This window comes from Ensifer sp. BR816 (assembly GCF_000378985.1).
Lineage (GTDB): Bacteria > Pseudomonadota > Alphaproteobacteria > Rhizobiales > Rhizobiaceae > Sinorhizobium.
In genome coordinates this window covers 4,773,706-4,798,187 of sequence record NZ_KB905370.1, presented here as the reverse complement: position 1 = coordinate 4,798,187, position 24,482 = coordinate 4,773,706, and the positions used below count along the sequence as shown (strand labels likewise).

At 64.3% G+C, this 24,482-nt stretch carries 21 protein-coding genes; 5 read left to right on the top strand and 16 right to left on the bottom strand.

Translation table 11 applies throughout. The annotated features are described in order from the left end of the window. Positions 1-108 precede the first annotated feature (108 nt). Positions 109-723 carry a PRC-barrel domain-containing protein gene (locus tag RHIBR816_RS0122935; RefSeq protein WP_018238941.1) on the top strand — a complete coding sequence of 205 codons (615 nt, stop codon included), beginning with the start codon at positions 109-111 and terminating at the stop codon, positions 721-723. Positions 724-825: 102 nt separating this feature from the next. Here the strand turns inward: RHIBR816_RS0122935 and RHIBR816_RS0122930 are convergent, their stop codons facing one another. Beyond that, positions 826-2,163: a bifunctional diguanylate cyclase/phosphodiesterase gene (locus tag RHIBR816_RS0122930; RefSeq protein ID WP_018238940.1), complete on the bottom strand. Its 1,338-nt coding sequence runs from the start codon at positions 2,161-2,163 to the stop codon at positions 826-828. A gap of 322 nt (positions 2,164-2,485) precedes the next feature. Then, complete coding sequence (locus tag RHIBR816_RS0122925; protein WP_018238939.1) at positions 2,486-4,210, bottom strand: response regulator; 1,725 nt, start codon at positions 4,208-4,210, stop codon at positions 2,486-2,488. Positions 4,211-4,575: 365 nt separating this feature from the next. Here RHIBR816_RS0122925 and mutL point away from each other — a divergent pair, with 365 nt between their 5' ends. Together mutL and RHIBR816_RS0122915 are read left to right on the top strand one after the other, a co-directional pair. Continuing rightward, the gene (gene mutL, locus RHIBR816_RS0122920) at positions 4,576-6,393 is read left to right on the top strand and encodes a DNA mismatch repair endonuclease MutL (RefSeq protein WP_018238938.1); all 1,818 of its coding nucleotides are present in this window, start codon (positions 4,576-4,578) and stop codon (positions 6,391-6,393) included. A 122-nt stretch (positions 6,394-6,515) separates the two neighbouring features. Beyond that, entirely contained in the window at positions 6,516-6,749 is a 234-nt protein-coding gene (locus RHIBR816_RS0122915) for a DUF2093 domain-containing protein (protein WP_018238937.1), read from the top strand. Between the two features lie 28 nt (positions 6,750-6,777). Here the strand turns inward: RHIBR816_RS0122915 and lpxK are convergent, their stop codons facing one another. From lpxK to RHIBR816_RS0122875, 8 genes are all read right to left on the bottom strand, one after another. Continuing rightward, positions 6,778-7,818, bottom strand: a complete 1,041-nt coding sequence (lpxK, locus tag RHIBR816_RS0122910; protein ID WP_018238936.1) for a tetraacyldisaccharide 4'-kinase — start codon at positions 7,816-7,818, stop codon at positions 6,778-6,780. Between the two features lie 253 nt (positions 7,819-8,071). Beyond that, on the bottom strand, positions 8,072-8,416 hold the full coding sequence (locus tag RHIBR816_RS0122905; protein WP_018238935.1) for a hypothetical protein: 345 nt from the start codon (positions 8,414-8,416) through the stop codon (positions 8,072-8,074). Beyond that, a complete protein-coding gene (locus RHIBR816_RS0122900) occupies positions 8,416-9,507 on the bottom strand; it encodes an IS5 family transposase (RefSeq protein ID WP_018238934.1) in 1,092 nt (363 codons plus the stop codon). The genes RHIBR816_RS0122905 and RHIBR816_RS0122900 overlap by 1 nt, the downstream gene beginning before the upstream one ends. A gap of 188 nt (positions 9,508-9,695) precedes the next feature. Beyond that, positions 9,696-10,400: an HAD family hydrolase gene (locus RHIBR816_RS0122895; RefSeq protein WP_018238933.1), complete on the bottom strand. Its 705-nt coding sequence runs from the start codon at positions 10,398-10,400 to the stop codon at positions 9,696-9,698. Positions 10,401-10,419: 19 nt separating this feature from the next. Further along, complete coding sequence (gene waaA / locus RHIBR816_RS0122890) at positions 10,420-11,733, bottom strand: lipid IV(A) 3-deoxy-D-manno-octulosonic acid transferase (RefSeq protein ID WP_018238932.1); 1,314 nt, start codon at positions 11,731-11,733, stop codon at positions 10,420-10,422. Positions 11,734-11,766: 33 nt separating this feature from the next. After that, positions 11,767-12,003, bottom strand: coding sequence for a DUF4170 domain-containing protein (locus RHIBR816_RS0122885; RefSeq protein WP_018238931.1), 237 nt, complete (start codon positions 12,001-12,003; stop codon positions 11,767-11,769). A gap of 59 nt (positions 12,004-12,062) precedes the next feature. Continuing rightward, complete coding sequence (locus RHIBR816_RS0122880; protein ID WP_018238930.1) at positions 12,063-12,881, bottom strand: 3'(2'),5'-bisphosphate nucleotidase CysQ; 819 nt, start codon at positions 12,879-12,881, stop codon at positions 12,063-12,065. Positions 12,882-12,946: 65 nt separating this feature from the next. Then, on the bottom strand, positions 12,947-14,293 hold the full coding sequence (locus tag RHIBR816_RS0122875; protein ID WP_018238929.1) for a TldD/PmbA family protein: 1,347 nt from the start codon (positions 14,291-14,293) through the stop codon (positions 12,947-12,949). Between the two features lie 149 nt (positions 14,294-14,442). Here RHIBR816_RS0122875 and RHIBR816_RS0122870 point away from each other — a divergent pair, with 149 nt between their 5' ends. Continuing rightward, complete coding sequence (locus tag RHIBR816_RS0122870; RefSeq protein WP_018238928.1) at positions 14,443-16,302, top strand: monovalent cation:proton antiporter-2 (CPA2) family protein; 1,860 nt, start codon at positions 14,443-14,445, stop codon at positions 16,300-16,302. Positions 16,303-16,328: 26 nt separating this feature from the next. Here RHIBR816_RS0122870 and RHIBR816_RS0122865 read toward each other — a convergent pair whose 3' ends face one another. The 3 genes from RHIBR816_RS0122865 to RHIBR816_RS0122855 all read right to left on the bottom strand — a co-directional run bounded on the left by RHIBR816_RS0122865 (position 16,329) and on the right by RHIBR816_RS0122855 (position 19,685). Beyond that, the gene (locus tag RHIBR816_RS0122865; RefSeq protein WP_018238927.1) at positions 16,329-17,213 is read right to left on the bottom strand and encodes a patatin-like phospholipase family protein; all 885 of its coding nucleotides are present in this window, start codon (positions 17,211-17,213) and stop codon (positions 16,329-16,331) included. A gap of 69 nt (positions 17,214-17,282) precedes the next feature. Further along, a complete protein-coding gene (gene rsmD / locus RHIBR816_RS0122860) occupies positions 17,283-17,843 on the bottom strand; it encodes a 16S rRNA (guanine(966)-N(2))-methyltransferase RsmD (RefSeq protein ID WP_018238926.1) in 561 nt (186 codons plus the stop codon). Between the two features lie 6 nt (positions 17,844-17,849). Continuing rightward, a complete protein-coding gene (locus tag RHIBR816_RS0122855; RefSeq protein WP_018238925.1) occupies positions 17,850-19,685 on the bottom strand; it encodes a pseudouridine synthase in 1,836 nt (611 codons plus the stop codon). Between the two features lie 72 nt (positions 19,686-19,757). Between RHIBR816_RS0122855 and RHIBR816_RS0122850 the strand changes: the two genes are divergently transcribed. After that, positions 19,758-20,207, top strand: a complete 450-nt coding sequence (locus RHIBR816_RS0122850) for a nucleoside deaminase (protein WP_018238924.1) — start codon at positions 19,758-19,760, stop codon at positions 20,205-20,207. 9 nt (positions 20,208-20,216) lie between these two features. On the opposite strand, the gene RHIBR816_RS0122845 is transcribed toward RHIBR816_RS0122850, so the two are convergent. The 3 genes from RHIBR816_RS0122845 to ileS form a co-directional block, all read right to left on the bottom strand. Continuing rightward, positions 20,217-20,696 carry a GNAT family N-acetyltransferase gene (locus tag RHIBR816_RS0122845; protein ID WP_018238923.1) on the bottom strand — a complete coding sequence of 160 codons (480 nt, stop codon included), beginning with the start codon at positions 20,694-20,696 and terminating at the stop codon, positions 20,217-20,219. A gap of 3 nt (positions 20,697-20,699) precedes the next feature. Continuing rightward, positions 20,700-21,320 carry a hypothetical protein gene (locus RHIBR816_RS0122840; RefSeq protein WP_018238922.1) on the bottom strand — a complete coding sequence of 207 codons (621 nt, stop codon included), beginning with the start codon at positions 21,318-21,320 and terminating at the stop codon, positions 20,700-20,702. Between the two features lie 130 nt (positions 21,321-21,450). Further along, complete coding sequence (ileS, locus tag RHIBR816_RS0122835) at positions 21,451-24,360, bottom strand: isoleucine--tRNA ligase (RefSeq protein ID WP_026187333.1); 2,910 nt, start codon at positions 24,358-24,360, stop codon at positions 21,451-21,453. Positions 24,361-24,482 lie beyond the last annotated feature (122 nt).

Below are 24,482 nucleotides of genomic sequence, written 5' to 3'. Positions count from 1 at the left end.
CCGGAACAGTTTTCGCTGCCGGACGTTGCTTGAGTACCACCGGCGCAGCGCAATCCGGAGCACCGGGCCTGCGCTTTGTCCGACAACGTCAACGAAAGGCACACTGATATGACCGACAAATTTATATCTTCCGTTGCCGCCGGCGCGCTTCTCGTGGGCGTTGCCGTCGCTCCGATGAGCTTCGCGCAGGAGACGACCACCCCGCCGGCACCGGCGCCCGAGACGCAGATGCAACCTGCGCCGGCTGCTCCGGCACCGGCTGAGCAGGCACAGACACCGGCACCTGCGGACAAGACCATGGCCGCTTCCGATGGAACGTACCTGACCGAACAGGCTGCAGAGCAGGTATCCGCCAACACCTATATCGGTCAGTCGGTGTACAACGCCAATGATGAAAGCATCGGCGAAATCAACGACCTCATCATCGAGAAGGAAGGCGGCGTCGCTGCTGCGATCGTCGGAGTCGGCGGTTTCCTCGGCATCGGCGAGAAGAACGTAGCGGTTCCGTTCGAGAGCATCTCGATCGCCGAACAGCCCGACTCGGATGCCCTGAAGCTGACGACGACGGAAACGGCTGAATCGTTGAAGGCCGCGCCGGAATTCAAGACAAAGGCGCAGCTGATGGCTGAACGGAATGCCGCGCAGCCGGTCGACACGTCGACCACCTCGGCTACCGGCACGACCCCGGCACCCGCACCGGCAGAACCTGCGCCTCAGCAGTAAGCAGTCTGCGGGCGACTGGCCAAATCGGAAAGCGGCGCTCAACGGCGCCGCTTTTCATTTTTAATACCAGGCATCAGCCACTGCGGCGGCCAGCGACGACGGTCAGCGTGCCGCAGCGTCTCGATGACGATCGGAGAGGTAGCGCATGGTGGCGACCGCATCGGCTGGCTTGCCGTAGAAGTAGCCCTGCCCCATGCCGCAGCCGAGCGCCTTCAACTTCAACACTTCTGACAAATCCTCGATCCCCTCGGCGACGACCTCGAGTTCCAGGCCCTCGCACAGCGACACGATCGCCCTGACGATATGCTCCGAGGCCCGATCGGCTGAAATCCGCGAGACGAAGGCGCGGTCGATCTTCACCTTGTCGAAGGAGAAATCCCGCAACCGGCAGAGGCTCGACTGCCCTGTGCCGAAATCGTCGAGCGACACGCGGACGCCGGCCGCTCGCAGTTCGGAGACGATCTTCTGGGCCACGTCGGCATCGGCCATAACAGCCGTTTCGGTGATCTCCAGCTCCAGGCGGCGCGGGTCGAGGCCTACCTGGTTAACGATCGCCAGGAGGCGGCCGCTCGTCGCCGAGTCCATCAACTGGGCCGACGACAGGTTGAAGGAGAGGAACAACTCCTTCGGCCATGCCAAGGCCGTCTGTGCCGCCTTGCGCAACAGCATTTCGGCGAGAGCCTCGATGAAGCCGCGTTCCTCGGCCAGCGGCACGAAGACCGAAGGCGAGACATAGCCGAAATCCGGATCGCACCACCTGGCGAGCGCTTCGAAACCGACGACGGCGTCGTTGCGAAGGTCGACGATCGGCTGGAAATGGACGTCGATCTCTTCGGCGATGATGGCGTTGCGCAAGGCCTGTTCGAGTTGCGTCGCCCGCTTCATCTCCTGGGCGATCTCCTGCGAATAAACCGTGATCTGGCCCCGGCCGCGCCGCTTCGAGCGGTAAAGGGCCGTGTCTGCGCTCTTCAAGAGATCCTCGAAGGCGGCACCGGCAAACGGATAGACGGCAAAGCCGAAGGAGGCGGAGAGCCGAACGGTGCGGTCGCCGAGATCGAAGGGAGCGGAGAGAATTTCCTTCAGCATCTGGCCGAGCTTCTCGGCGCCCTTCCGTTCGAAGACAAGCGGCAGCACGAGGGCGAACTCATCGTCGGCCGTGCGCATCACCGTCGCCCCTTCCGGAACGCAGGCCCTCAACCGTTGCGCGACCTGGCACAGGATCTGATCGCCTGCCTCCGGCCCGAAGAGATCGTTGATCGGCTTGAAGCCGTCGAGATTGGCGAGACCGATGGTGAACGGCGCCGGATCGCTGGCGCGTTCGGCCGCAAGTTCGCAAACCTTTTGGCGCAATTGCTGTGCGTTGCCCAGCCCCGTCAGCGGATCGGCGAAAGGGGGCCTATCCGGACCATGTCGGCCGGTGACGAGCTCGGCGAGCATCATTGCGGGGCGCTCTCGGCCGCAGCGCGCGCCGCTGCCGCACGCAGCACGCCCCGTCGATCGGAACTGATGTCCGACCAGGATAAGGGCAGTTTGGCTGACGTGCTCATTCCTGTAATGCCCTACTCTTGCAGGCCTGGAACGACAGCATCCGCGCGTTCGGCGCGCAAGGACTGCAGAATTCCAACGACTGGGCAGTTTCTCCCCGGTGGCGGCACCCATGAAAGGTACCTTGCATCGAACGATGCCAATCGGCGGTTAACAATCCTATATCGACCGATCATCAAATCTACGGAGTCGAAGCCGCCGGGGTGCTGCCGGCCGATCAGGCTGTCATTCGCAGAGTGGCGCCGCGCATGTATTTCCGCAGCAAAGCTTCGATCATGTCGGGACTGATCGGTTTCATGATGTGATCGTCCATTCCCGACGTCTCGCACTGCCGCAGGTCGATGTCGAGGGCCTGCGCGGTGACCGCAATGATGGGCGTGCGACGCCCCGTCTGACTTTCCGCGCCGCGAATGGCAACCGCCGCCTCGAACCCGTTCATGACCGGCATCGACACGTCCATCAGGACCAGTGACGGCCGGAGTTCATGCCAGAGTTCAACCGCTTCCCGTCCGTTCGCCGCAATCCGATAGGAGACGCCGAGACCGTCCAATATCTGCGCGAATACGAACTGGTTGATCTGGTTGTCCTCGGCGACGAGCACATCCACCTCGGGCACTTCCGACAGAGCCGCCGCATCCCCGTCATAGGAGACTTCCCAATCCGCCTCCTGAAACTGCGAAGCCGCCTGCTGCCGGTCGGTGCAGGCCCTGAAGATTTCGCCAAGCAGGGTCGCGGCGTCCGCATCCGACGCGACCTCGAGCAGCGGGCAGGTCTTCCACCCCGCGAGGATGGCGTCCCTGTCCGAAATTGCCGTATCCAATGCCAGAATGTCGAGCTTCAAGCCGTGGTCCTCTGCGAGGGCCGCAAAAGCTTCGAGTTCCTGCAGATTTCTCACGGCGCAGGCATCGAGGCCCGAGCCGCGCAGCCGTGCGACGATCCGCCCCTCCAATTCCCTGTCTGCCGTCGCCAAGAGCACGCGCAGACCGCGGGCCGGCAGCGTCTCGATTATCGAGCCGGTTTCAACAAGCTGCTGGACGTTCAGCGCCCGGAACGGATCGTAGAAATTCTGCGCCGGCGTGAAGATGCTGTAGTCACGGATCTGCAGCCCCGAATTGCCACCGCCATCTTCAGCGCCATGATACCAGGCGGCGATGTCGGTGACGTCGTTCATGCAGGTGACGACGAAGTGGCGGCCCGGTACGCCAACGCGATACTTGCGCGTCACGACCCACAAGTCACTGCCGTCCGCACGGACGATATGCTCCGCCTCGGAGTGCGGCCTGCCGGTCGCCAGCACGTGCCGGTCCGATTGCTCGAAGCGTTCCGCAAGCTCCGCCTCGACAACATCCCAGGCGGAACGACCGAGGATCGCCTCCGGCACCACATCGTGAATGGCGCAGAAGGCCTTGTTCGCGGCTATGTAGTTCAGGTTGCGATCCTTGACGCAGATGGGATTGGGCTGGGCATCGAGGATCTGCTCGGTGAGTTCGACACGTTCCAGGTCGGTCTGAAGCTGTTCCTCGCGCTTCTTCTGGTCGGAGACGTCGCAGACCGAAAATATGCCGATGCCGCTCGACAGGCGGCGCTTGCGCAGGCAGATCCAACGTGTACGGCCGGCCCGCTCGACATTTTCGTAGCGCTCCCGCCAATGGAGCCCCATGTGCTCGGCGATCCAGTCCTCCCGGTTCGCACGACGCCGGCTGTTCTCGGGCAGCGTTCCCGGCCGAAGGCCGGTATCGTAGACCGCGCCAAGGAAATCGCGAAGCCGCGTGCCGGGCTTCAACAGGTGCGGCTGGACAGGGAAGAATTGCAGCATCGAGGCGCTGGCATAGAGTATCCTGTCGTCCCGGCCGCAGACGAGTACGGCAAGGCCAAGCGCGTCGCAACTCGCCTCCAGAACAATCCTGTTGATGTCCGCGCCGCCCGACGCCACATCGTTCATTACACTGCCCTCGTCTCGCCGACTGCATGGGATCCTTCAAAAACCATGCAGCAACTGAAGTATTGCAGCGAGCTGGTGCGGCGCTGCAGCGGCGGTTCTGTTTCGGGACATGCTGGCTGGCCGCTCTACGGCACTCTTCGGGCGGGATCCGAGCGGCGTCCAGCAACGCCGCGGTGCTCCAAAGAACAAAACCCGTGATCATTCAGGTTGTTGTGGAAAATCGCAGCAGAACGTTAAGGCGGGATTAAATCGGCTTCCGATTTTTTCCCATCTGCTGCACGACGAGAACCAAGTTCTGCCCTCCCACCGATTGAACACTCACAGGAGCCCCTTTCCCTCTTCCTCCGAATCCTGGAAAATGGGCCATGGCCATCAAGCAACTCTCGGAAACGCTCATCAACCAGATCGCCGCCGGTGAGGTCATCGAGCGGCCCGCCAGCGCCGCCAAGGAACTGATCGAGAATGCGCTCGACGCGGGCGCGACCAGGATCGAGATCGCGACGGCTGGGGGCGGCAAGACGCTGCTCAGGGTGAGCGACAACGGCGGCGGCATGTCGCCCGCCGATCTCGAACTGGCGATCCGCCGTCATTGCACGTCCAAGATCAACGACAGCCTTGCGGACATCCATACGCTTGGTTTTCGCGGCGAAGCGCTCCCGTCGATCGGATCGGTCGCGCGCCTGTCGATCACCACGCGGACCGCAGGCGCCAGGGAAGGCGCGGCGATTTCGGTGACGGGCGGCAGGACCGATCCGGTCCGTCCCTCGCCTGCCAATGTCGGCACCGTCGTCGAGGTGCGCGACCTTTTCTTTGCCACGCCGGCGCGGCTCAAATTCATGAAGTCGGAAAAGGCGGAAGCCGCGGCGATTTCCGAAGTCGTCCGCCGCATGGCGATCGCCTTTCCGAAGGTGCGTTTCGTACTTTCCGGTTCGGATCGCGCGACCTTGGAGTTTCCGACGACCGGCGACGACCGGCTGGCGCGCATGGCGCAGGTGCTGGGCAAGGACTTTCGCGACAATGCCATCGAGATCGATGCGGAGCGCGAAGAGGCGAGGCTGACGGGTTTTGCCGGCGTGCCGACCTTCAACCGCGGCAACTCGCTGCAGCAATATGCCTTCGTCAACGGCCGGCCGGTGCAGGACAAGCTCATCCTCTCCGCCATTCGCGCCGCCTATGCCGAAACCATTCCGCAGGGACGCTATCCGGTTGCGGTGCTTTCGATCCTGCTCGACCCGGCCTTGGTCGACGTCAACGTCCATCCGGCCAAATCGGACGTGCGCTTCCGCGACCCCGGATTGATCCGTGGGCTGATCATCGGCGCGATCCGAGAGGCCTTGACCCGCGGCGGCGACCGGGCGGCGACAACCGGCACGCAAGGCATGATGCGCGCCTTCCGCCCCGAATTCTATCGCGCCGAACCGCACAGAGCACAGGCGCCCTGGACCGCCGCCGCCTCGCCCTATCGGCCGATGCAATTCGACGAGCCCGCGCGCGGCTTTGCCGAGGCACCGCAAGCGGCATTCGCGGAATTTGCGCAGCCATCGGCGCGTGCCGCAACTCCAGCCGCCGAGCCGAAGACCCCGAACGGCGCCGGCGAGCCCTCATTTCCCCTCGGTGCGGCACGCGCGCAGCTCCACGAGAACTATATCGTCGCCCAGACCGAAGACGGCCTCGTCATCGTCGACCAGCATGCCGCGCATGAACGCCTCGTCTTCGAGGCAATGCGGACGGCGCTGCATTCGCGGCCGGTGCCGGCGCAGGCGCTGCTGATCCCTGAGATCGTCGATCTCCCCGAGGACGACTGCGACCGGCTGGTGGCGCATGCGGAGGAATTCCTCCGCCTCGGGCTTGCGATCGAGCGCTTCGGGCCGGGTGCGATCGCGGTACGCGAGACGCCGGCGATGCTCGGCGAGATGGACGCGTCAGGGCTGGTGCGACAGCTCGCCGACGAGCTTGCCGAATGGGACACGGCCAGCGGCCTCGCGGGCCGCCTCGAATATCTCGCCGCGACCATGGCGTGCCATGGCTCCGTCCGTTCCGGTCGCCGGATGCGACCGGAGGAGATGAACGCGCTGCTCCGCCAGATGGAGGCCACACCCGGCTCGGGGCAGTGCAACCACGGCCGGCCGACCTATATCGAGCTCAAGCTTGCAGACATCGAACGGCTCTTTGGCCGCAGTTGAAAACCGCGCATCAGACCGCACGAGGCCGCAGTCACAATGGCGCCGGACCTGGAATTTCACTGGTCTTTTTGCGGTTGGCGGGATAGATCAGCTAGCAGGGCACTCACGAGGCACGCGCGCAAATGATGAACCGTTTGGACGGAAACTCCTCCCGGGAAGCGAAAATCCGCTATCTCGACGGCGACTTTCAGATCGTGTTGGCTGGTTCGCACGTCGTCTGCGCCATGACCGGCAAGGCGATACCGGTGGATGAGCTTCGCTATTGGAGCGTGGTGCGGCAGGAGCCCTATATCGACGCGGCCGCCTCGCTCGAAGCGGAGCGGCGTGCCGGCGGACTGCCTACGCAACAGTCCTGACGGGACTGCACTGCGCCTCCGGAGCGCTTCAACCCTTCCTGGCCGCGCTCAGTTTGCGCGCCCGCGCGGCGGCAAGCGTCGCATCGATGATCTTGGCGGGCGCCCGAGGATCATCGAACCGCACTTCGATTTCGATGACCCGGCTTTTGGCGGCCAGTTCGGCGGCCCGCCCGTGGCCGGGCTCGAGGCGGACCATGTCCTTCGCCGTCGTCACCAGCGTGTAGCCTCGGCTTTCGGCATGATCGATGAGATCGGCGATCTCGTCCTCCGAAAAATGGTGATGGTCCGCAAAACTCCGCGTCTCCTCGACGATCGCCCCCGTCTCGCGCACCGTCCGATAGAACTTCTCCGGATCGGCAATGCCCGCCCAGGCCAATACCTTCACGCCGGACAGCGATCGATGATCGAGACGCACCGTGTCGGCGACGTAGACGGCCTTGCCGGCGCGCGCCGCACGGCGAATCAGGCGATCGGCGGCCGGGCCGTGGCCGATCTTCAGAAGCGCCGTCGCGTGCCTGAGCTGGTTGGCGATCGGCGCGCGAACCGGGCCCGATGGCACCAGATGGCCATTGCCGATGCCGCGGCCGGAATCGATCACCAACAGTGCGAAATCGAAGGCGAGGCGGGCACTCTGGAAGCCGTCATCCATGATGATGATGTCGGCGCCTTCGGCAGCGAGCCTGCGGGCACCGTCGACGCGGCGACGGCACACGACCGTCAGGGCCTCGCGCGCGAGCAGCAGCGGCTCGTCGCCGACGTCCCGGGCCCGGTGATGGCCGGGATCGACGACGGTCGTGACATCCAGGGAGCCGCCATAGCCGCGGCTCAGGAACCCCGGCTTCAACCCCCGCGCCTTGGCCGCCTGCGCCAGTGCGATGGCGGTCGGCGTCTTGCCTGCCCCGCCAACCGTGAAGTTGCCGACGCAGATCAGCGGCACCGGCGGCGCGGCGCGACGCGCCCGGTCCATGCGGATTGCGGCGACGCGGCCATAGAGCCAGGAGAAGGGCCAGAGCGCATAGGCACGCCAATCGGCCTTTGTCCACCAGAACGGAGGCGCTTCGGAAACCATCTGCGACTGTGTTGCCTCCGCGGCTCTTGCTCGATCATTTCACAGTTTCGTTGAAACAGTGAAATGATCTAACTCTTTGAAACGGCGCAATTCCGGACGGAAAACCGTTACACACTTTTCCTGGAATTGCTCTAGATCATTTCATCGTTTCATTGAAACGGTGAAATGATCCAACTCTTTGAAATTACGCAATTCCGGGCGGAAAACCGTTACACACTTTTCCTGGAATTGCTCTAGCAGGCCGTTGAAGAAGTCAGTCGCGTTCGCAGACGAAGCCTGAATCGTCTCCGTTGTGGACGTAGAAGTGCCCGACAAGGCGTCCGGCGGAGCCGAGAGTTGCCCATCCGCGACCACAGACCGGGTCGCTCTCGTCTTGTCCCTCCCATGAGAACTCCGCACAGGCTGATCCATCGCGTGCGCCGTAGCGGACATCGAGAAAGCCCCTGAGCGCGACGAATGCGATTTCGCCGTCCGCCGTGCCCTGGAATGTCAAATGCGCCTCTTCGACGAGATCGAGGACGTCGTTGTCCCAGTTGTCCATCTCGACGATGCGCCAACGACCGGCGAAAGCCTTGGCGAAGGGAGAAACTCTCGCCATCAGCCTGTCTCCGTCATGAGCTTCGGCAGCCGCACAAGATTGTAGGCGGCGGCCGCGAAGGTGAAGGCCCATCCGACGCGGTCGCGCCCACGGAACTTCGTCTTGTCCTGCCCTGCAACGGTCTTGATCCAGCCGAATGCCTCCTCGATGCGCTTGCGGATGCGCAAGCTGACCCCATAGCCGGAATGGCGCGTCGTGCGACCATCAATGGCCGAGCGGCGGCCGTTGATGTTCTGCGCCACATGGGGCGTCACCTTCATCGACCGCAAATCTTTGACGAAGTCCTTTGTGTCATAGGCCTTGTCGGCACCCAGCGTGATCGCTTGTGGCCGGTCGGCGAAGGGCTCGATCATGTGCAGCGCCGCGACCCGTTCAGCATATCCGCTGGCCTCTGTCAGATAGGCATCGACCAGCAGACCATGGCGGTTTTCCATCAGCCCATGCCCCATGAAGCACAGCTTGGCCTCCTTGCCTTTGCCCTTCTTATAAAGTCTTGCGTCTGGGTCGGTCGTTGAAGCATGCGTCTCGTTGGAACGCTTTTCGCCATGAAAGTCTGCTTCGACATTCCGACCACCTGCATCCGAAGGTGGTTCGCGAGGGCCGTCCTTCGGCTTGAAGCTCTTGATCGACGCCCAGGCTTCGATCAGCGTGCCATCGACAGAGAAGTGGTCCGTTGACAGCAACCGCTTTACCTTGGGCTGCGAAAGGATCGCACCGAGGAGCTTCGCAGCGATGTCACCTTCCAGCAACCGGTCGCGGTTCTTCGAAAACACCGAATGGTCCCAAGCTGGATCGTCAATGCCAATGCCGACGAACCAGCGGAACAGAAGGTCGTATTCCAACCGCTCCATCAGAAGTCGTTCAGAACGGATCGAATAGAAGGCTTGCAAAAGCATGGCACGAAGAAGCTTTTCAGGCGCGATCGACGGCCGTCCGATCGGTGAATAAAGCGCTGCAAACTCCCGTTCCAAGAAAACCAGAGCGTCGTTCACGATCTGCCGGATGGCCCGCAGCGGATGATCACGACGAACGCGATCCTCCAGATCGACATAGCTGAAGAGTTCACCCGTCCTCACATCGCCGCCGCGCATGCATCACTCCAAAACTCGACGAAGCGAGTGAATCACGGCGAAAGCCTCCAGGCCAGCTTCTTTTTCAACAGCCTGCTAGGCCATTCGCCGCGAGGTGCTGCTGAGCGTACGCTTGGCGGCCGCCGACCGGCGACGCCACAAGAGACTTCAGAACGGGAAAAAAGGCAAGCGGATCAGCGGACCGTCGTTCAGAGTACCGCTTCCAATTCGGTGATGTCCGCCAGGCAATGATCGGAGGCCTCGGCGAGCGACTGTCTCGAGCCGGTTCCCGTCAACACTGCAACCGTCATGCCGACACCGGCATTGCGACCCATATGCATGTCGTGATTGTTGTCGCCGACCACCGCAACCTGCCGAGGCGTCAGCCCAGTCGCCGCGCAGAAGCCGAGCACCATGCCCGGCTGCGGCTTGACGCCATAGCCGCTGTCATAGCCGGCCACGTAGTGGAGATAGTTTTCAAAACCGAAGCGCCTGGCCGTTTCCCGGATCGAACGCTCGTTGTCGCTCGAGGCAACGCCGAGGCGGTAGCCCTTCGCGTGCAGGGCAGCGAAAAAGGCGCCGAGATCGGTCACCGGTACCGCATAGTCTGCGGACTGCGCAAACAACCCATCGAAGAGCGTCGTCAGTTCATCGACCGTGAAGGGCGCACCGGCGTGGACCATGCCTGTCGCAATCTCCACCGTGTTGCCGGCGGCGAGCAGGCTGTCCGGTGCGACATGGCCCGTGTCCGGGTCCATGCCGCCGGCCTGGAGGAGGACCCTTGCGAGACTCTCGTCGCCCCTGGCTGCGATGCGCGCCAGTTCGTAGTTCACCGGAACCCAGCTTTTCACGTAGTCGAGAAGCGTGCCGTCCTTGTCGAACAATATCCCGGCGATCGTATTGCCCGCAGCCATGGTGCCATCCGAATTGTTGTCAGCTTTCAGCCCGCGGCCTGAGCCGCGCCTTGACCACCAGCGGATTGATATAGGGTTCGAGCCCTTTCATCGTCGCCGTCAGCGCGCCTCGCATCTGTTGCACGGTTTCAAGCCCGGCGTCGATCATCGAGCGACGCATGTCGTCGTTGCCAAGCAGGTAGTTGACGCCTTTCGCCAGCATTTCGACATCGCGGACGATCTTGGCGCTGCCGTTCTTGGCGAGCGTCTGATAGGTCTCGCGGAAATTCTGGACATTGCTGCCCGACAGCACCGCACAGCCGAGCATGGCCGGTTCGAGCGGATTCTGCCCGCCTTCGGCAAAGAGCGAACGGCCGACGAAAGCAACCTCGGTCAGCCGCAGATAGAGGCCCATTTCGCCGATCGTGTCGCCGAGGAAAATGTCGACATCCGGCGTCAGGCGATCGCCGCGCGTGCGGCGCGCGACCTTCAGTCCCTTGGCCATCAATGCCGCTTCAACCGCGTCGCCGCGCTCGGGATGACGCGGAACGACGATCGTCAGGAGACCATTACGCTGCTTCAGAGCGTGGTGGACGACCCCTGCCGCCTCTTCCTCGCCCTCGAAGGTGGAGATCGCCGCCCAGGTCTTGCGCGAACCGATCTGCTGGGCATAGTCGCGCAGTGCCTGCGGGTCATGCGGCGGCGCATCGGTATCAACCTTGAGATTGCCGGACACCATCACCGGCAGCGCTCCGAGCGAACGGAAACGTTCCGCATCGACATCGGACTGGGCGATGACGAGCGCGAGGTTCTCGAACAGTGCATCGGCGAGCGACGGCCGCTTTTTCCAACGGGCGAACGTCCGGTCCGACAGGCGCGCGTTGACCAGAACCTGCGGAATGTGGCGTCGCCCCAGTTCGACGATCGTCATCGGCCACATTTCCGACTCGGCGATGATCGCCAGATCCGGCTGCCAATAGTCGAGGAAGCGGCTCACCGCCGGCTTGAAATCGAGCGGCACATACTGATGGATGACGGCGGTGCCCAGGCGCTCGGCGACGACCCGCGCCGAAGTCGTCGTCCCGGTCGTCAGGACCACGGCGATGCCGCGGCGGCGGATTTCCTTGACCAGCGGCGTTACCGCGACCGTCTCGCCGACGCTGGCGGCATGAAACCAGACAAGCGGCCCTGGCGGGCGCGGCGCGCTCGCATGGCCGTAGCGCTCGCGGCGCCGCGCCGGATCCTCTTTGCCCTTTGCCGCCCGCAAGGCCAGATAAGGTCCGACAAACGGGTAGATCGCCGTGCCAAGCCAACGATAGCTGGAAAGCGCAAGCCGTGCGCGCAGGCTACTCATAAACGCTCGCCCTTACCCGCGCCAATCAAGACATTAATCATTTTCCGGATCGAGCAGCCGGTGCATGTGGACGATGAAATAGCGCATATGGGCATTATCCACGGTCATCTGCGCCTTGGCCTTCCAGGCAACATGGGCGCTCTCGAAATCGGGGAAGATGCCGACGATATCGAGGTTGTTGAGATCGCGGAACTGCACGTCGGTCAGCGTCGTCAACTCGCCGCCAAAGACGAGGTGCAGGAGCTGCTTCTTGTCGGTATTCTGAGCCATTGTGTTCCCATTGTTCTTTCAAAACGTCGGCGTTGGTTTGCGGCATTCGCACCCAAAGGTCAATGGGAGTCGAACGGCCTGGAGGCGGCCAGCAATTCCGGCAGAACAAGCCCGGATCCGGCCCCCAGAACTCCATGGCTGACAATCGGGCGATTGTAGGACAGGGGCATGCCGTCGAGCCCCCGCAGCGCGCCGCCAGCACGCTCCAGAATGAGATCGGCCGCGGCAAGATCCCAGTCGTGCGCGTTCTTCTTGACGATCGTGCCGTCGATGCGGCCATCGGCGATCATCGCCAAACGATAGGCGAGCGACGGCACGTGCGGCACGCGCGCCAGCCTCTCGTTATGGGGGGAGACGAGCTTTCCGGCGATGTCCTCGGCCATCGCCACCTGCAGCGGCTCGTCCGGCACGGGGTCACGCACGGCAATCTCCACGCCATTCTTTCGCGCCACCCCGGCACGGGTCGCCTGGTAGACTTCCCCGAGCGCCGGCGCATAGAGCACGCCGGCCGTCGGCTGGCCTTGGTGAACGACGGCAACGCTGACGCACCAAAGATCCTTGCCGGCGATGAAGGCACGCGTGCCGTCGATCGGATCGACGACAAAGACGGTGTCGCGGGAAAGGCGCGTCGCGTCATCGTCGGTTTCCTCGGAAAGCCAGCCATAGTCCGGCCGCGCCGCAAGCAGCCTTGTCTTCAGTATGTCGTTCGCGGCGAGGTCGGCCTCGCTCACGGGGGAGCGGCCTTCATTCTTCCAGCGCACGTCGACGGTCTTGCGGAAATATCCGAGCGCGGTATCGCCTGCGGCCACCGCTGCGGCGAGAATGACCTTGAGATCCTCGTCCCAGCTGGGGGCGGTCTGGATGGCTGCTTCTGACATTCGACTCCTTCAAGCGCCGGACCGAGCCCACGCGTCTCATTCTGGCAGGAACTTACGGCCAGCACTCACGTTCCGGCAAGCGTCATGCCTTCGATGGCAAATGTCGGTGCGGCGATGCCGAACTTCCTGTCGATATCGTCGGCAGGCGTCAAAGCCATGAACATATGCTTGAGGTTGGAAGCGATCGTCACCTCCGACACCGGGAAGGTGATCTCGCCGTTCTCGATCCAGAAGCCGGAGGCGCCGCGGCTATACTCGCCCGTCACCATGTTGACACCCTGGCCGATGAGCTCAGTCACGTAGAAGCCGGCGCCGACGCCGCGGATCAGTTCGTCGCGCGAAATGGTCCCCGGCTCCAGGGCGAGATTGGTCGAGGCCGGATTGACCGTCGGCCCACCGCGCACGCCCCGCCCATTGGTCTCGAGCCCCAGTTCCCGTGCCGCCGACGTCGAGAGGAACCAGTGCTTGAGCACGCCATCCTCGACCATCGACAGCTTCGAGCCGGTGACCCCCTCGCCGTCGAAGGGACGCGAGGAGGAGCCGCGCACGATCAGCGGATCGTCCGTAACGGCGATGCCCTGCTTCATGATCTGCTTGCCCATCATGTCGCGCAGGAAGCTCGTCTTGCGCGCCACCGCGGCACCGTTGATGGCGCCCGCCAAGTGTCCGACGAACCCGCGCGCCATGCGCGGATCGAAGACCACGGTGACGTTCCTGGCGGTGGCGACCTGACGCGGGTTGAGGCGCGCCACCGCCCGCTCGCCGGCAACGCGTCCGATATCGTCGGCGCTGCGAAGCTCGTCGAAATAGAGCCGGCTGTCATAATCGTAGTCGCGCTCCATCTTGGTGCCTTCGCCGGCGATCGCGCTGACGGAGCGGCCGAAACGGGTCGCCATGTAGGAACCCGAAAATCCATGCGACGTCACCAGAACCAAACCGCCCATGCCGGCGGAGGCGCTGGCGCCGCTCGAATTGGTGACGCCGGGCACCGCAAGCGCCGCCGCCTCGGCCGCAAGCGCGGCTTCGGTCAGAGTCTCGGTCGAAACCTCGCACGCGTCGAAGAGATCCAGATCCGGATAGGATGTCGCCAACCGATCGGGAGCGGCGAGCGAGGCAAACGGGTCCTCCGGCGAAGCTTTCGCCATCGCCACGGCACGCTCCGCCAGGAGCTTCAGATCGAAGCCTGGATTGGCCGAAACGCTGGCGACGCGCCGCCCGACGAATACCCGAAGCGAGAACTCGTCGCTTTCGGAGGCTTCCGTCGCCTCGACCTTGCCCAGCCGCACGGAGACCGCGCGGGAACGGCCCCGCACGACGACCGCGTCGGCGGCCTCCGCGCCGGCCCGGCGCGCACGGTCCACCAGCTCGGCGGCGCGTTGTTGGAGGGTGGCGGAATCGATCGTCTCGGACATGATTAGGCCTTTCATTCCTGCCCCATTTATTGTGCAGTGGAGCACGCATCAAGGGCATCGCGATGATTCCCCGCCCAGCATCCGAATGATATCCGGCCGAACGCTCCCGTTTGAGGTCGTCGAACGCCGTTAGCATGAAAGCGTCGAGCATGGAAACGACACCGATCCTCTACACCCAGGCGCTGATGCTGCTCGGCGGCGCCGTTCTTGCAGCACCTTTGTTCAAGCGCCTCGGACTCGGCACCATCCTCGGTTATCTCGCCGCCGGCATCCTGATCGGCCCGGTCGCCCAGCAAATCACCGAGGGCGAGGAAATCCTTCATGTCTCCGAACTTGGCGTCGTGTTCCTGCTGTTCATCATCGGCCTGGAACTGAAGCCGTCGCGACTGTGGCAGATGCGGCGCGACATCTTCGGCCTCGGCACCGCGCAGGTGGTCGTAACCGGTCTCGTTCTCTCTTTTCTGATCACCTTCTTCGGCCTGCTCCAACCGGGCGGAAGCATCATCGCGGGATTCGGCCTGGCGCTTTCATCGACGGCCTTCGCCATGCAGATCCTCGATGAGAACAACGACGCAAACACGCGCTACGGCCAGCGCGCCTTCTCCATCCTGTTGCTCCAGGACTTGGCGATCGTCCCACTCCTGGCGCTGATTCCCCTCATGGCGGCACGGGCACCGGAAGCCACGATGACGCCGCTCCAGGCTTTCGCCGTTGCGGTCGCCGCCATTGCCGCGCTTTTTGCGGCAGGTCGCTACCTGCTCAATCCGCTCTTCCAGGCCATCGCCCGCACCGGCGCCCGCGACGTGATGATTGCGGCCGCCCTGCTCGTCGTCATGGGGGCGGCGACGATGATGCAGCTCGCCGGCCTGTCGATGGCAATGGGCGCCTTTCTGGCGGGCGTACTGCTCGCGGAATCCTCGTATCGCCACGAGCTCGAAGCCGATATCGAGCCATTTCGCGGCATCCTGCAGGCGCTGTTTTTCATGGCCGTGGGCCTGTCGCTCGAACTTCACGTCATTGTCGAGAACTATCTTCTGATCCTTGTGGCGGTACCACTCCTCATGGCGGTGAAGAGCCTGGTCATCTACGGGCTTTGCCGGGCGACGGGCTCTCACCACAATGACGCCGTGCGCATCGGCCTCCTTCTGCCCCAGGGCGGCGAGTTCGGTTTCGTGCTCTTCACGACCGCCGCCGTTGCTGGCGTATTCTCGCAGGGCGTCGCTTCCCTGCTCGTCGCCATCGTCACCCTTTCCATGGCATTGACGCCCGTGGCTGCCCTGCTGTCGAAGCGGCTTCTGCGCGACCAGGAGGACATGGAAGACGAAATCGAGGAGGATTTCGAAGGCGCCGGCGCCGACGTGCTGATGATCGGCTTCTCCCGCTTCGCCCAGATCGCCGCGCAGATCCTGCTGGCCGGTGGTCGCGAGGTGACGATCATCGACCATTCTGCCGCACGCGTTCGCCAGGCGGCGACATTCGGCTTCCGCATCTATTTCGGCGACGGCACACGGCTCGACGTGTTGAGGGCGGCCGGGATCGAGAAGGCGAAGATCGTGGCGGTCTGTACACAGAAGAAGGAGATCACCGACAGGATCATCAGCCTCGTCCAGGCGGAATATCCGAACGCCCGCATCTTCGCGCGCTCCTACGATCGCCTGCATACGCTGGAACTGCGTGCCCAGGGGGTCGAATACGAGTTGCGCGAAACGTTCGAGTCCGGCCTGCTGTTCGGCCGCAAGACAATCGAGGCGCTCGGCGTCGGCGGCGAGGAAGCAATCGCCATCATGGACGACATCCGCCGCCGCGACGAGGCGCGGCTGGTGCTGCAGGAGGCCGAGGGCATCACGGCCGGCCGCCACATGCTGCATTCAGAGCCTGTGCGGCCGGAACCGCTGGTCAAGCCGAAACGGGACGTCGACCACACCGTGGAGACGGAAGAGCGAATGCTGCCTCAGCTGCCGCCCGGAGAGAACGGACGAGCCGGCGATACGATGGCCAGTGCCGACTGAAGGGGGAAGCGTGGCGGCGAGCGAAATCAGTGCCCCGCCTGCCATTGGTCGATCCGTTCGGAGAGCGCCCGCTTCAGTTGTTCCTTCGTCGCAGCCGTGGCGGCAAGCACCTCCCGGGCACGCAGGAAATCCAAGGCGCGGAATCGGCCGACATCCGGGCGGAGCAGAATATCCGGGGCGCCGGCTTTCATTTTCATGGCGATGATCGATTGCATCATCAATTGGCTCGCGCCGAACAGGCTGTCGATGCGGCTCGGTATCGTCTTGCCGTCGCCATCAGGACCGCCGACGACGTCGACGGCGATGACGATGTCGGCAAGGTCGCGCAAGTGGTCGAAGGGAATCGGATTGTACATGCCGCCATCGATCATGACGCGGCCCTCGATCTTGACGGGCATGAAGATCGCTGGCAGGGCACAGGAGGCGGCGATCGCCTTGCGCAGATCGCCATGCTCGCAGACGCGCTCGGATTGCCCGTAATAATCGGTCGCCGTGACCTTCAGCGGTATCAGCAGGTCGGAAAAACGTGCGGGGATCGCCTCGGGAAGAAAGGCCGTCAGCACCCGCTCGATATTGAACTGCCCGAAGCGGAAGCCGCTCGACACGGCCTCCGACAGACTGCTCGGACGCAGCTGCCACAGGCGGTTGAGCACTTCGCCGCGATTGCCGACGGTTGAAAGCGTATAGGCGCGAATTTCGCTGCCGGTCATGCCGGCGGCCATGCCTGCACCCATGATCGCGCCGATGGACGAGCCGGCAATCGCCAGTGGCCGGATGCCCATCTCGTCAAGCGCCTCGATGATGTGGATATGGGCCAGGCCGCGCGCACCGCCGCCGCCAAGCGCGAGCGCGATCGTCGGTTCGCCCGCCAGGTCCGGCCGATCGCGCCGTGCAGATACGTGCTGCTCCATTGCCGTTCTCCGCTCCGTCCGCGCTCAGCCGGTGGCCCAGTCAGGCGGGCCAGAAAGGTCCAACTTAGATCAAGCGCCAAGAAATCGGTAGAAATGCATTCGCGTGTCGCCGAAGGCGCGATCGTCGAGCAGATCGAAGGCTCCGGACAATTGCGGTCGCACATCGGCCCGCTCCTCCAGCACCACCAGAGCGCCCGGCACGAGCCATCCGCCGGCTGCCGCCGACTCGAGCGCACGCTCGCCGAGCCCCCTGCCATAGGGCGGATCTGCGAAAACCAGATGAAACGGCTCCATCGTGCCGACCGGGCCGAGGTCCACGGCATCGCGGCGAAAGATCTTGGCGCGGCCCTGGAGCCCGAGCGCTTCGATATTGACCCGGATGAGCCCGCGCCCCTCGACCCCCTGTTCGACGAAGAGCGCCTGCCGGCACCCCCGCGACAGCGCTTCCAGCCCGACCGCGCCGGTGCCGGCGAAAAGGTCGAGAAGGCGGGTTCCCTCCAGTGCCTCGGGATAGGCATGGCTCAGGATGTTGAACAGGCTTTCGCGGGTCCGGTCGGTGGTCGGCCGGATATCATTTGATTTGGGCGTGGCGAGCGTGCGGCCCCGAAACTCTCCGCCGACGATGCGCACGGCCGGTTACTTCCCCTTGCCGCGCGGCTTGCCGCCGCCCGTGCGACCGCCGGACTTGTTACCGCCGGGCTTGCCGCCGGGTCTGCCACCGCTGGGCTTGCCGCCGCCGGGCTTGCCGCCGCGTGGACCGCCTGAGCGCTGACCGAACGGCTTTCCCCCCGCCGGCTTGCCGCCGGCCGGCTTTCCACGGGGCCGGTCGCCGAACGGACGATCGCCGCCTTCGCGGCCTTGAGGGCGATCTTCCTTGCTGCGGCTTGTCCGTGGCTTTTCGGAGAATGCGCGGCTGTCGCCTGCGGCCCGCGCCGGACGCTCGCCACGAGGGCGCTCGCTGCCTTCGCGGCGCGGCGGGCGATCGCCGTGGTCGCGCGATTTTCGTTCGCCGGGATCGAAGGACCGGCGCCGTTCAAAACCGCCGTCGCGCGCGTCGTCCTTGCGGCGGACCGGTTCGCTGGCGCTGATCCAGTCCCCGTCCTCGTCGGCACGCTTGACCGACGGACGCGGAGCGCGGTCCGGCCGAGCAGCGCCCTTGCTGGCACCGGCCTTGCGGTCGGGATCGAACTTTGCCGATGTTTTCGTGGCCGCGCCGTCTTTCGTCCTGCCGTAGCGCTTCGTCTTCGGCGCGCCTTCCGGACGCTCGCGACGAGCGGGCTTCGCTGACGGGTCTTCCTCGGCCGCCTTCGGCTTCTTTTCCGCGACCGGGCGCGCGCCAGGGGCCATCCACACATTTGCCGTTCGGCTGCGCTTGGCGGGCGCCCTCGGCGGACGATCCTCGAATTTTTCGCGGGGACGATCACGGCGATCGCGCGAACGGCTGTCATCGCGCTGCGTATCAAGGCGAGCAAGCGCCCGCTCGCGCTTGTCCTCGGGCTTTTCACGCCAGGCACCGCGTTCCGGCTTGCCCTTTTCAGCGTCCTCGCTGTGGATCTCTTTTTCCGCCGCGGCCGGCTGGTCGTTGTAGAGCGGCGCGTCGAAATTCGCCTTCGCTTCCGCGATCAGGCGCGGGCCGAGCTGATCCCGGAGCGTGCGGCCGCGGATCTCCTGGACATGGCCCTCGGGCAGGTCGCCGAGCTGGAACGGCCCATAGGAAATCCGGATCAGGCGGTTCACGTCGAGGCCGAGGGCCCCGAGCACGTTCTTGATCTCGCGGTTCTTGCCTTCGCGCAGGCCCATGGTGATCCAGACGTTCGAACCCTGGACCCGGTCGAGCGTCGCCTCGATCGCACCATAGAGGACGCCATCGACGGCAATGCCATCCTTCAGCCGGTCAAGCGCTTCCTGATCGATCTCGCCATGCGCGCGGACACGGTAGCGCCGCAACCATCCGGTCGAGGGCAATTCGAGCGCGCGCGCGAGCCCGCCGTCGTTCGTCAGAAGCAGCAGGCCCTCGGTATTGATGTCGAGGCGGCCGATCGACAATACGCGCGGCAGCTCATCCGGCAGGTTGTCGAAGACCGTCGACCGACCTTCCGGATCGGAATTGGTCGTCACCAGACCGGCCGGCTTGTGATAGAGCCAGAGGCGGGTGCGCTCGATACCGCGGATCGGATGGCCGTCGACCTCGATCCTGTCGGCGAGCGTTGCATTGACGACCGGGGTGTCGAGCACGACGCCATTGAGGCTGACCCGCCCTTCCATGATCATCCGCTCGACGTCGCGACGCGAGGCAACGCCGGCGCGCGACAGGATCTTCGAGATGCGTTGCGGCTCGTCGGCGCCGACGTCGGCTCCCGGCGCTGCGCCCTTGCCGGGCCGTGCCGCGTTGGCCTTCTTCTCGCCGGAAGGAAAATTGCCCTTCCGACCTTTTCCCTTGCCGGGCCCGGTGGACTTGTCTTTGAATGTCATTTCTGTTGCCTGCCTTTTGCGGCTGTCCTATCAGGTCGAAGGCCGTGGGTTAAGAGGAATTATGTGCACGTGATGGCGGAAACGACCCGCTACATGGATGCGGCGCTCGTCGAGGCGCGCAAAGCGGCGGCACGCGGCGAGGTGCCGATCGGCGCCGTCGTGGTGCTCGACGGCGAAGTGGTCGCTGCGGCCGGAAACCGCACGCGCGAATTGCGGGACATTACCGCCCATGCCGAGATCGAGGCGATCCGCCAGGCGGCGGCCGCCGTCGGCGACGAGCGGCTCTCCGGCGCCGATCTCTATGTCACGCTCGAACCCTGCACCATGTGCGCTGCGGCGATCTCGTTTGCCCGCATACGCCGCCTCTACTACGGCGCCGAGGACCCGAAGGGCGGCGCCGTCGAAAGTGGCGTAAGGTTCTATGGCTCGCCGACCTGCCATCATGTGCCGGACGTCTATTCCGGCCTCGCCGAGCGCGAAGCGGCCGAGCTGCTTCGCGATTTTTTCGCCGCCCGGCGTTGATGGATAGAATCAGCTGGCGGCGAGCGCCTCGAGCTCCTGGCCCGTCAGCCGGTAGCGCGTCCACTCCGAGAGCGGTTCGGCGCCGATCGCCTCGTAGACACGGATGGCGGGCTCGTTCCAATCGAGAACGCTCCACTCGAAGCGGCCGCAGCCCTCGGCAATCGCAATGCGGGCCAAGTGCTTGAGCAGCATCTTGCCCGCACCGGAGCCGCGATGCTCGGGCGTCACGTAGAGATCCTCGAGATAGAGGCCCTTGCGCGCCTGCCAGGTCGAATAGTTGTAAAACCAGATGGCGAAGCCGACCGGCGCGCCATCGACCTCGCAGATCACTGCCCGGCTGATCGAGCCCGGCCCGAATAGCGACGCCGTCAAGAGATCGACCGTCGCCTCGACCTCGTGCTCGGCCTTCTCATAGATGGCGAGTTCGGTGATGAAACGCAGGATCGTCGCCGCATCGGCCGGGACTGCATCGCGAATGCTGATGGCCATCGCTTAGAACGGCCAGTACCACTTGCTGCCGCTGTTGGCGACTTGCGCCGCCTTCTTGCGCCGGCGCTCCTTGTCCTTCTCCGACTCGCCGAGATCCGCTTCGGCACCCTCTGGCAGTCGGCGATATTCGAGCGGCGGGTCGCTCAGGAAACGGCGCTTGTCGGAATAAGCGCCCTGCTCGATCTTGCGGGCTTCGCGATAGGCCGCCTGTTGTTCCTTGGCGGAAAGACGGCGGCCGTTGGCGCTCGCCTTCGCGAGCGGCGAGACGTAGTTGGGATTGTTCTTGTTGGCGTCGGCTTCTTCGCGCAGCCGATCGCGCACCTCCTCGGGCGACTCGACCCAGGCGGGATTGGCCTCGCGGCTTGCGAGCGACTGCTGCGGCTGGATCAGCGAAGCCTGCTCTCCCTGCGGCGGCAATACCAGGCCGGCACGCGGCTGGTACTTGACCGGGTCCTTCTTCGGCGGAGCCAGGCTGATGGCGCTGCCAAGGTCGTCGACCAGCTGTTCGCCTGCCGTCTTGTCCGTACCATAGGTCGGGCCGCCGATGCAGCCGGAAAGCGCCAGGCTGCCCGCCACGACAGCAGCCAAGCTCGCAAACACCCGCAACGCTCGCGTCATTTCCATGAAGTTCCTTCCAGCCCGCCGCACCGCGCCCACCGCGGTCATTAAACGCCCCATGGCGGAAAAATCCGCCAAATTTCGGGCAGGTTGTACCGGATGAATGCGCCAAGCGCAATTCACCCGGCAACATCCGTCAAGCTTCGAAGCCGAGTTCCCTCAATGTGGCGGCGTCTCGCGCCGACACATCCGGATAAAGCGGATCGGATCCGACATCGGTGGTGATCCGCCAGGAGCGCGCGCATTTGCGGCCCTCGGCAAGCTTCGGCACGACTGCGACCTTGGCCACTTCCGGCAGGATGAACGCGCCGTCCGGCCCCTCGGCGGCGTCGATCGCAATCGCCGAGGTGATGCAGATCTCGGCGAAGTCCTGACCGTCAAGGGCGGCCCTCAGATCCGGATCGGCGACGTGGACGACCGGCGCGGCTTCCAGCGAGGAGCCGATGCGCTTGTCCTTGCGCTCGATCTCGAGCGCGCCGGTGACAACCTTGCGCACTTCCCGGATCTTCCGCCATTTTTCGGCCAGCGCATCGTTGCGCCATTCCGCCGGTACGGCCGGGAATTGCTCGAGATGCACGGAGACGGCCTGCGGATTGCGGGAAAGCCAGGCTTCCTCGGCGGTAAAGGGCAGCATCGGCGCAAGCCACGTCACCAGGCAATCGAACAGCGTGCGGATGACATTGAGCGCGGCGCGGCGGCGGAGCGACGAAGGCGCATCGCAGTAGAGCGCGTCCTTGCGGATATCGAAATAGAAGGCCGAGAGTTCGACATTCGAGAAATCGATCAGCGCGCGGGCGATCCGCTTGAAGTCGAAGGCGTCGTAGCCGTCGCGCACCAGCCGGTCGAGTTCGGCAAGGCGATGCAGCATCAGTTGCTCGAGTTCGGGCATGTCGGCGAGCGCGATCACCTCGCCCTTGTCGTGGGCGAGCGTGCCGAGCATCCACCGGACGGTGTTCCTGAGCTTGCGATAGGCGTCGATGTTGGTCTGGATGATCGTCTTGCCGAGGCGCTGGTCTTCCCAGTAGTCGGTCGTCATCACCCACAGGCGCAGGATGTCGGCGCCGGCATCCTTCATCACCTCCTGCGGGGTGACGGTGTTGCCCTTCGACTTCGACATCTTCTCGCCCTTCTCGTCCATGGTGAAACCATGGGTGACGACGGCGTCGTAGGGCGCACGGCCGCGCGTTGCGCAGCTTTCGAGGAGCGAGGAATGGAACCAGCCGCGATGCTGGTCGGAGCCCTCGAGGTAGACATCGGCCGGCCATTTCAGGTCCGGACGGTCCTCGAGCGTGAAGGTGTGGGTCGAGCCGGAATCGAACCAGACATCCAGGATGTCCATGACCTGGTTCCAGCGAGCATGGTCGTGGTCGTTTCCGAGGAAGCGTTCCTTCGCTCCCTCGGCGAACCAGGCATCGGCCCCTTCCTTCTCGAAGGCCTCGAGAATTTGGGCATTGACGGCGTCGTCCACGAGGATCTGGCCGTCATCGTCGGCGAAGATCGCGATCGGCACGCCCCAGGCGCGCTGGCGCGACAGAACCCAGTCCGGGCGTTGCTCGATCATGGCGCGCAGGCGGTTCTGGCCGGCGCCCGGGACGAAGCGGGTTTCGTCGATGGCATTCAACGCCCGCGAGCGCAACGTCGTGCCATCGCCGAAGTCCTTGTCCATGTAGACGAACCACTGCGGCGTGTTGCGGAAGATGACAGGCTTCTTCGACCGCCAGGAATGCGGATAGGAATGCTTCAGCCGGCCGCGGGCAAAAAGCGCGTGGCGGGCGATCAGCGCCTTGATGACGCGGTCATTGGCGTCGCCCTTCTTGCCCTTGTCGTCGATGACGCGGCCGGCGCCGCCTTCGGCGTCGGGACCGAAGCCGTGCGCCTCGGCGGTGAAGTAACCGGCGTCGTCGACGGTGAAGGGGATCGCCGAAGAGATGCCGCGCGCTTCAAGCGCCCGGGCGCTGTCCATCCAGGCATCGAAGTCCTCGCGGCCGTGCCCGGGCGCCGTATGGACGAAACCGGTACCGGCGTCATCGGTGACGTGTTCTCCATCGAGCAACGGCACCTTGAAGGCATAGCCCCCGCCGAGGCCATGCAACGGGTGCGCGCAGGTTATCGCTGCAAGCTCGTCTGCTTCGATGTCGCGGACGAAATTGAAGGTGACCTTCGCCTTGGCGGCCGACTCGTCCGCCAAGCGCTTGGCGAAGATCAGCTTTTCGCCGGGCTGCGGGCCATACTCGTTCTCGGCGGTCGCCACTTCGTAGAGGCCGTAGGCGTAGCGCGACGAATAGGCGATGGCGCGGTTGCCGGGGATTGTCCAGGGCGTGGTCGTCCAGATCACGACGAAGGCGCCGGCAAGCGCATCCGGTCCCTCGGTCACCGGGAACTTCACCCAGATCATGTCGCTTTCGACATCGGCATATTCGACTTCGGCCTCGGCAAGCGCGGTGCGCTCGACCACCGACCACATGACCGGCTTCGAGCCGCGATAGAGCTGGCCGGCTCTGGCGATCTTCATCAATTCGCCGGCGATGCGCGCTTCCGCATGGAAGTTCATCGTCGTGTAGGGATTTTCGAAGTCGCCCTCAATGCCGAGACGCTTGAATTCCTCGGTCTGAACCTGAATCCAGCCGCTGGCGAAATCACGGCATTCCTTGCGGAATTCGTTGACCGGGACGTCGTCCTTGTTACGGCCCTTCTCGCGATACTTCTCCTCGATCTTCCATTCGATCGGCAGGCCGTGGCAGTCCCAGCCGGGGACGTAATTGGCGTCGAAGCCGCGCATCTGGAACGAGCGGTTGATGACGTCCTTGAGGATCTTGTTCAGCGCATGGCCGATATGGATGTTGCCGTTCGCATAGGGCGGGCCGTCATGCAGCACGAATTTCTCGCGGCCGGCGGCGGAAGCACGAAGCTTCTTGTAGAGCTCCATCTGCTGCCAGCGGGCGACGGTTTCCGGCTCCTTCTGCGGCAGGCCGGCGCGCATCGGAAACTCCGTCTGCGGCAGGTAGAGCGTCGAGGAATAGTCGATCTTTTCAGCGGTTTCTGTCATGGTCTTTTGCATTCGTCTTTTCCGCGCGGATGATCACGCAGGCGGAAGGGTTCGGTATCTCGAAGATGACTGGAAGGGCGTGAAACGCCGAAATCCCGGACCTTCCGGCACGCTCTAGCGCG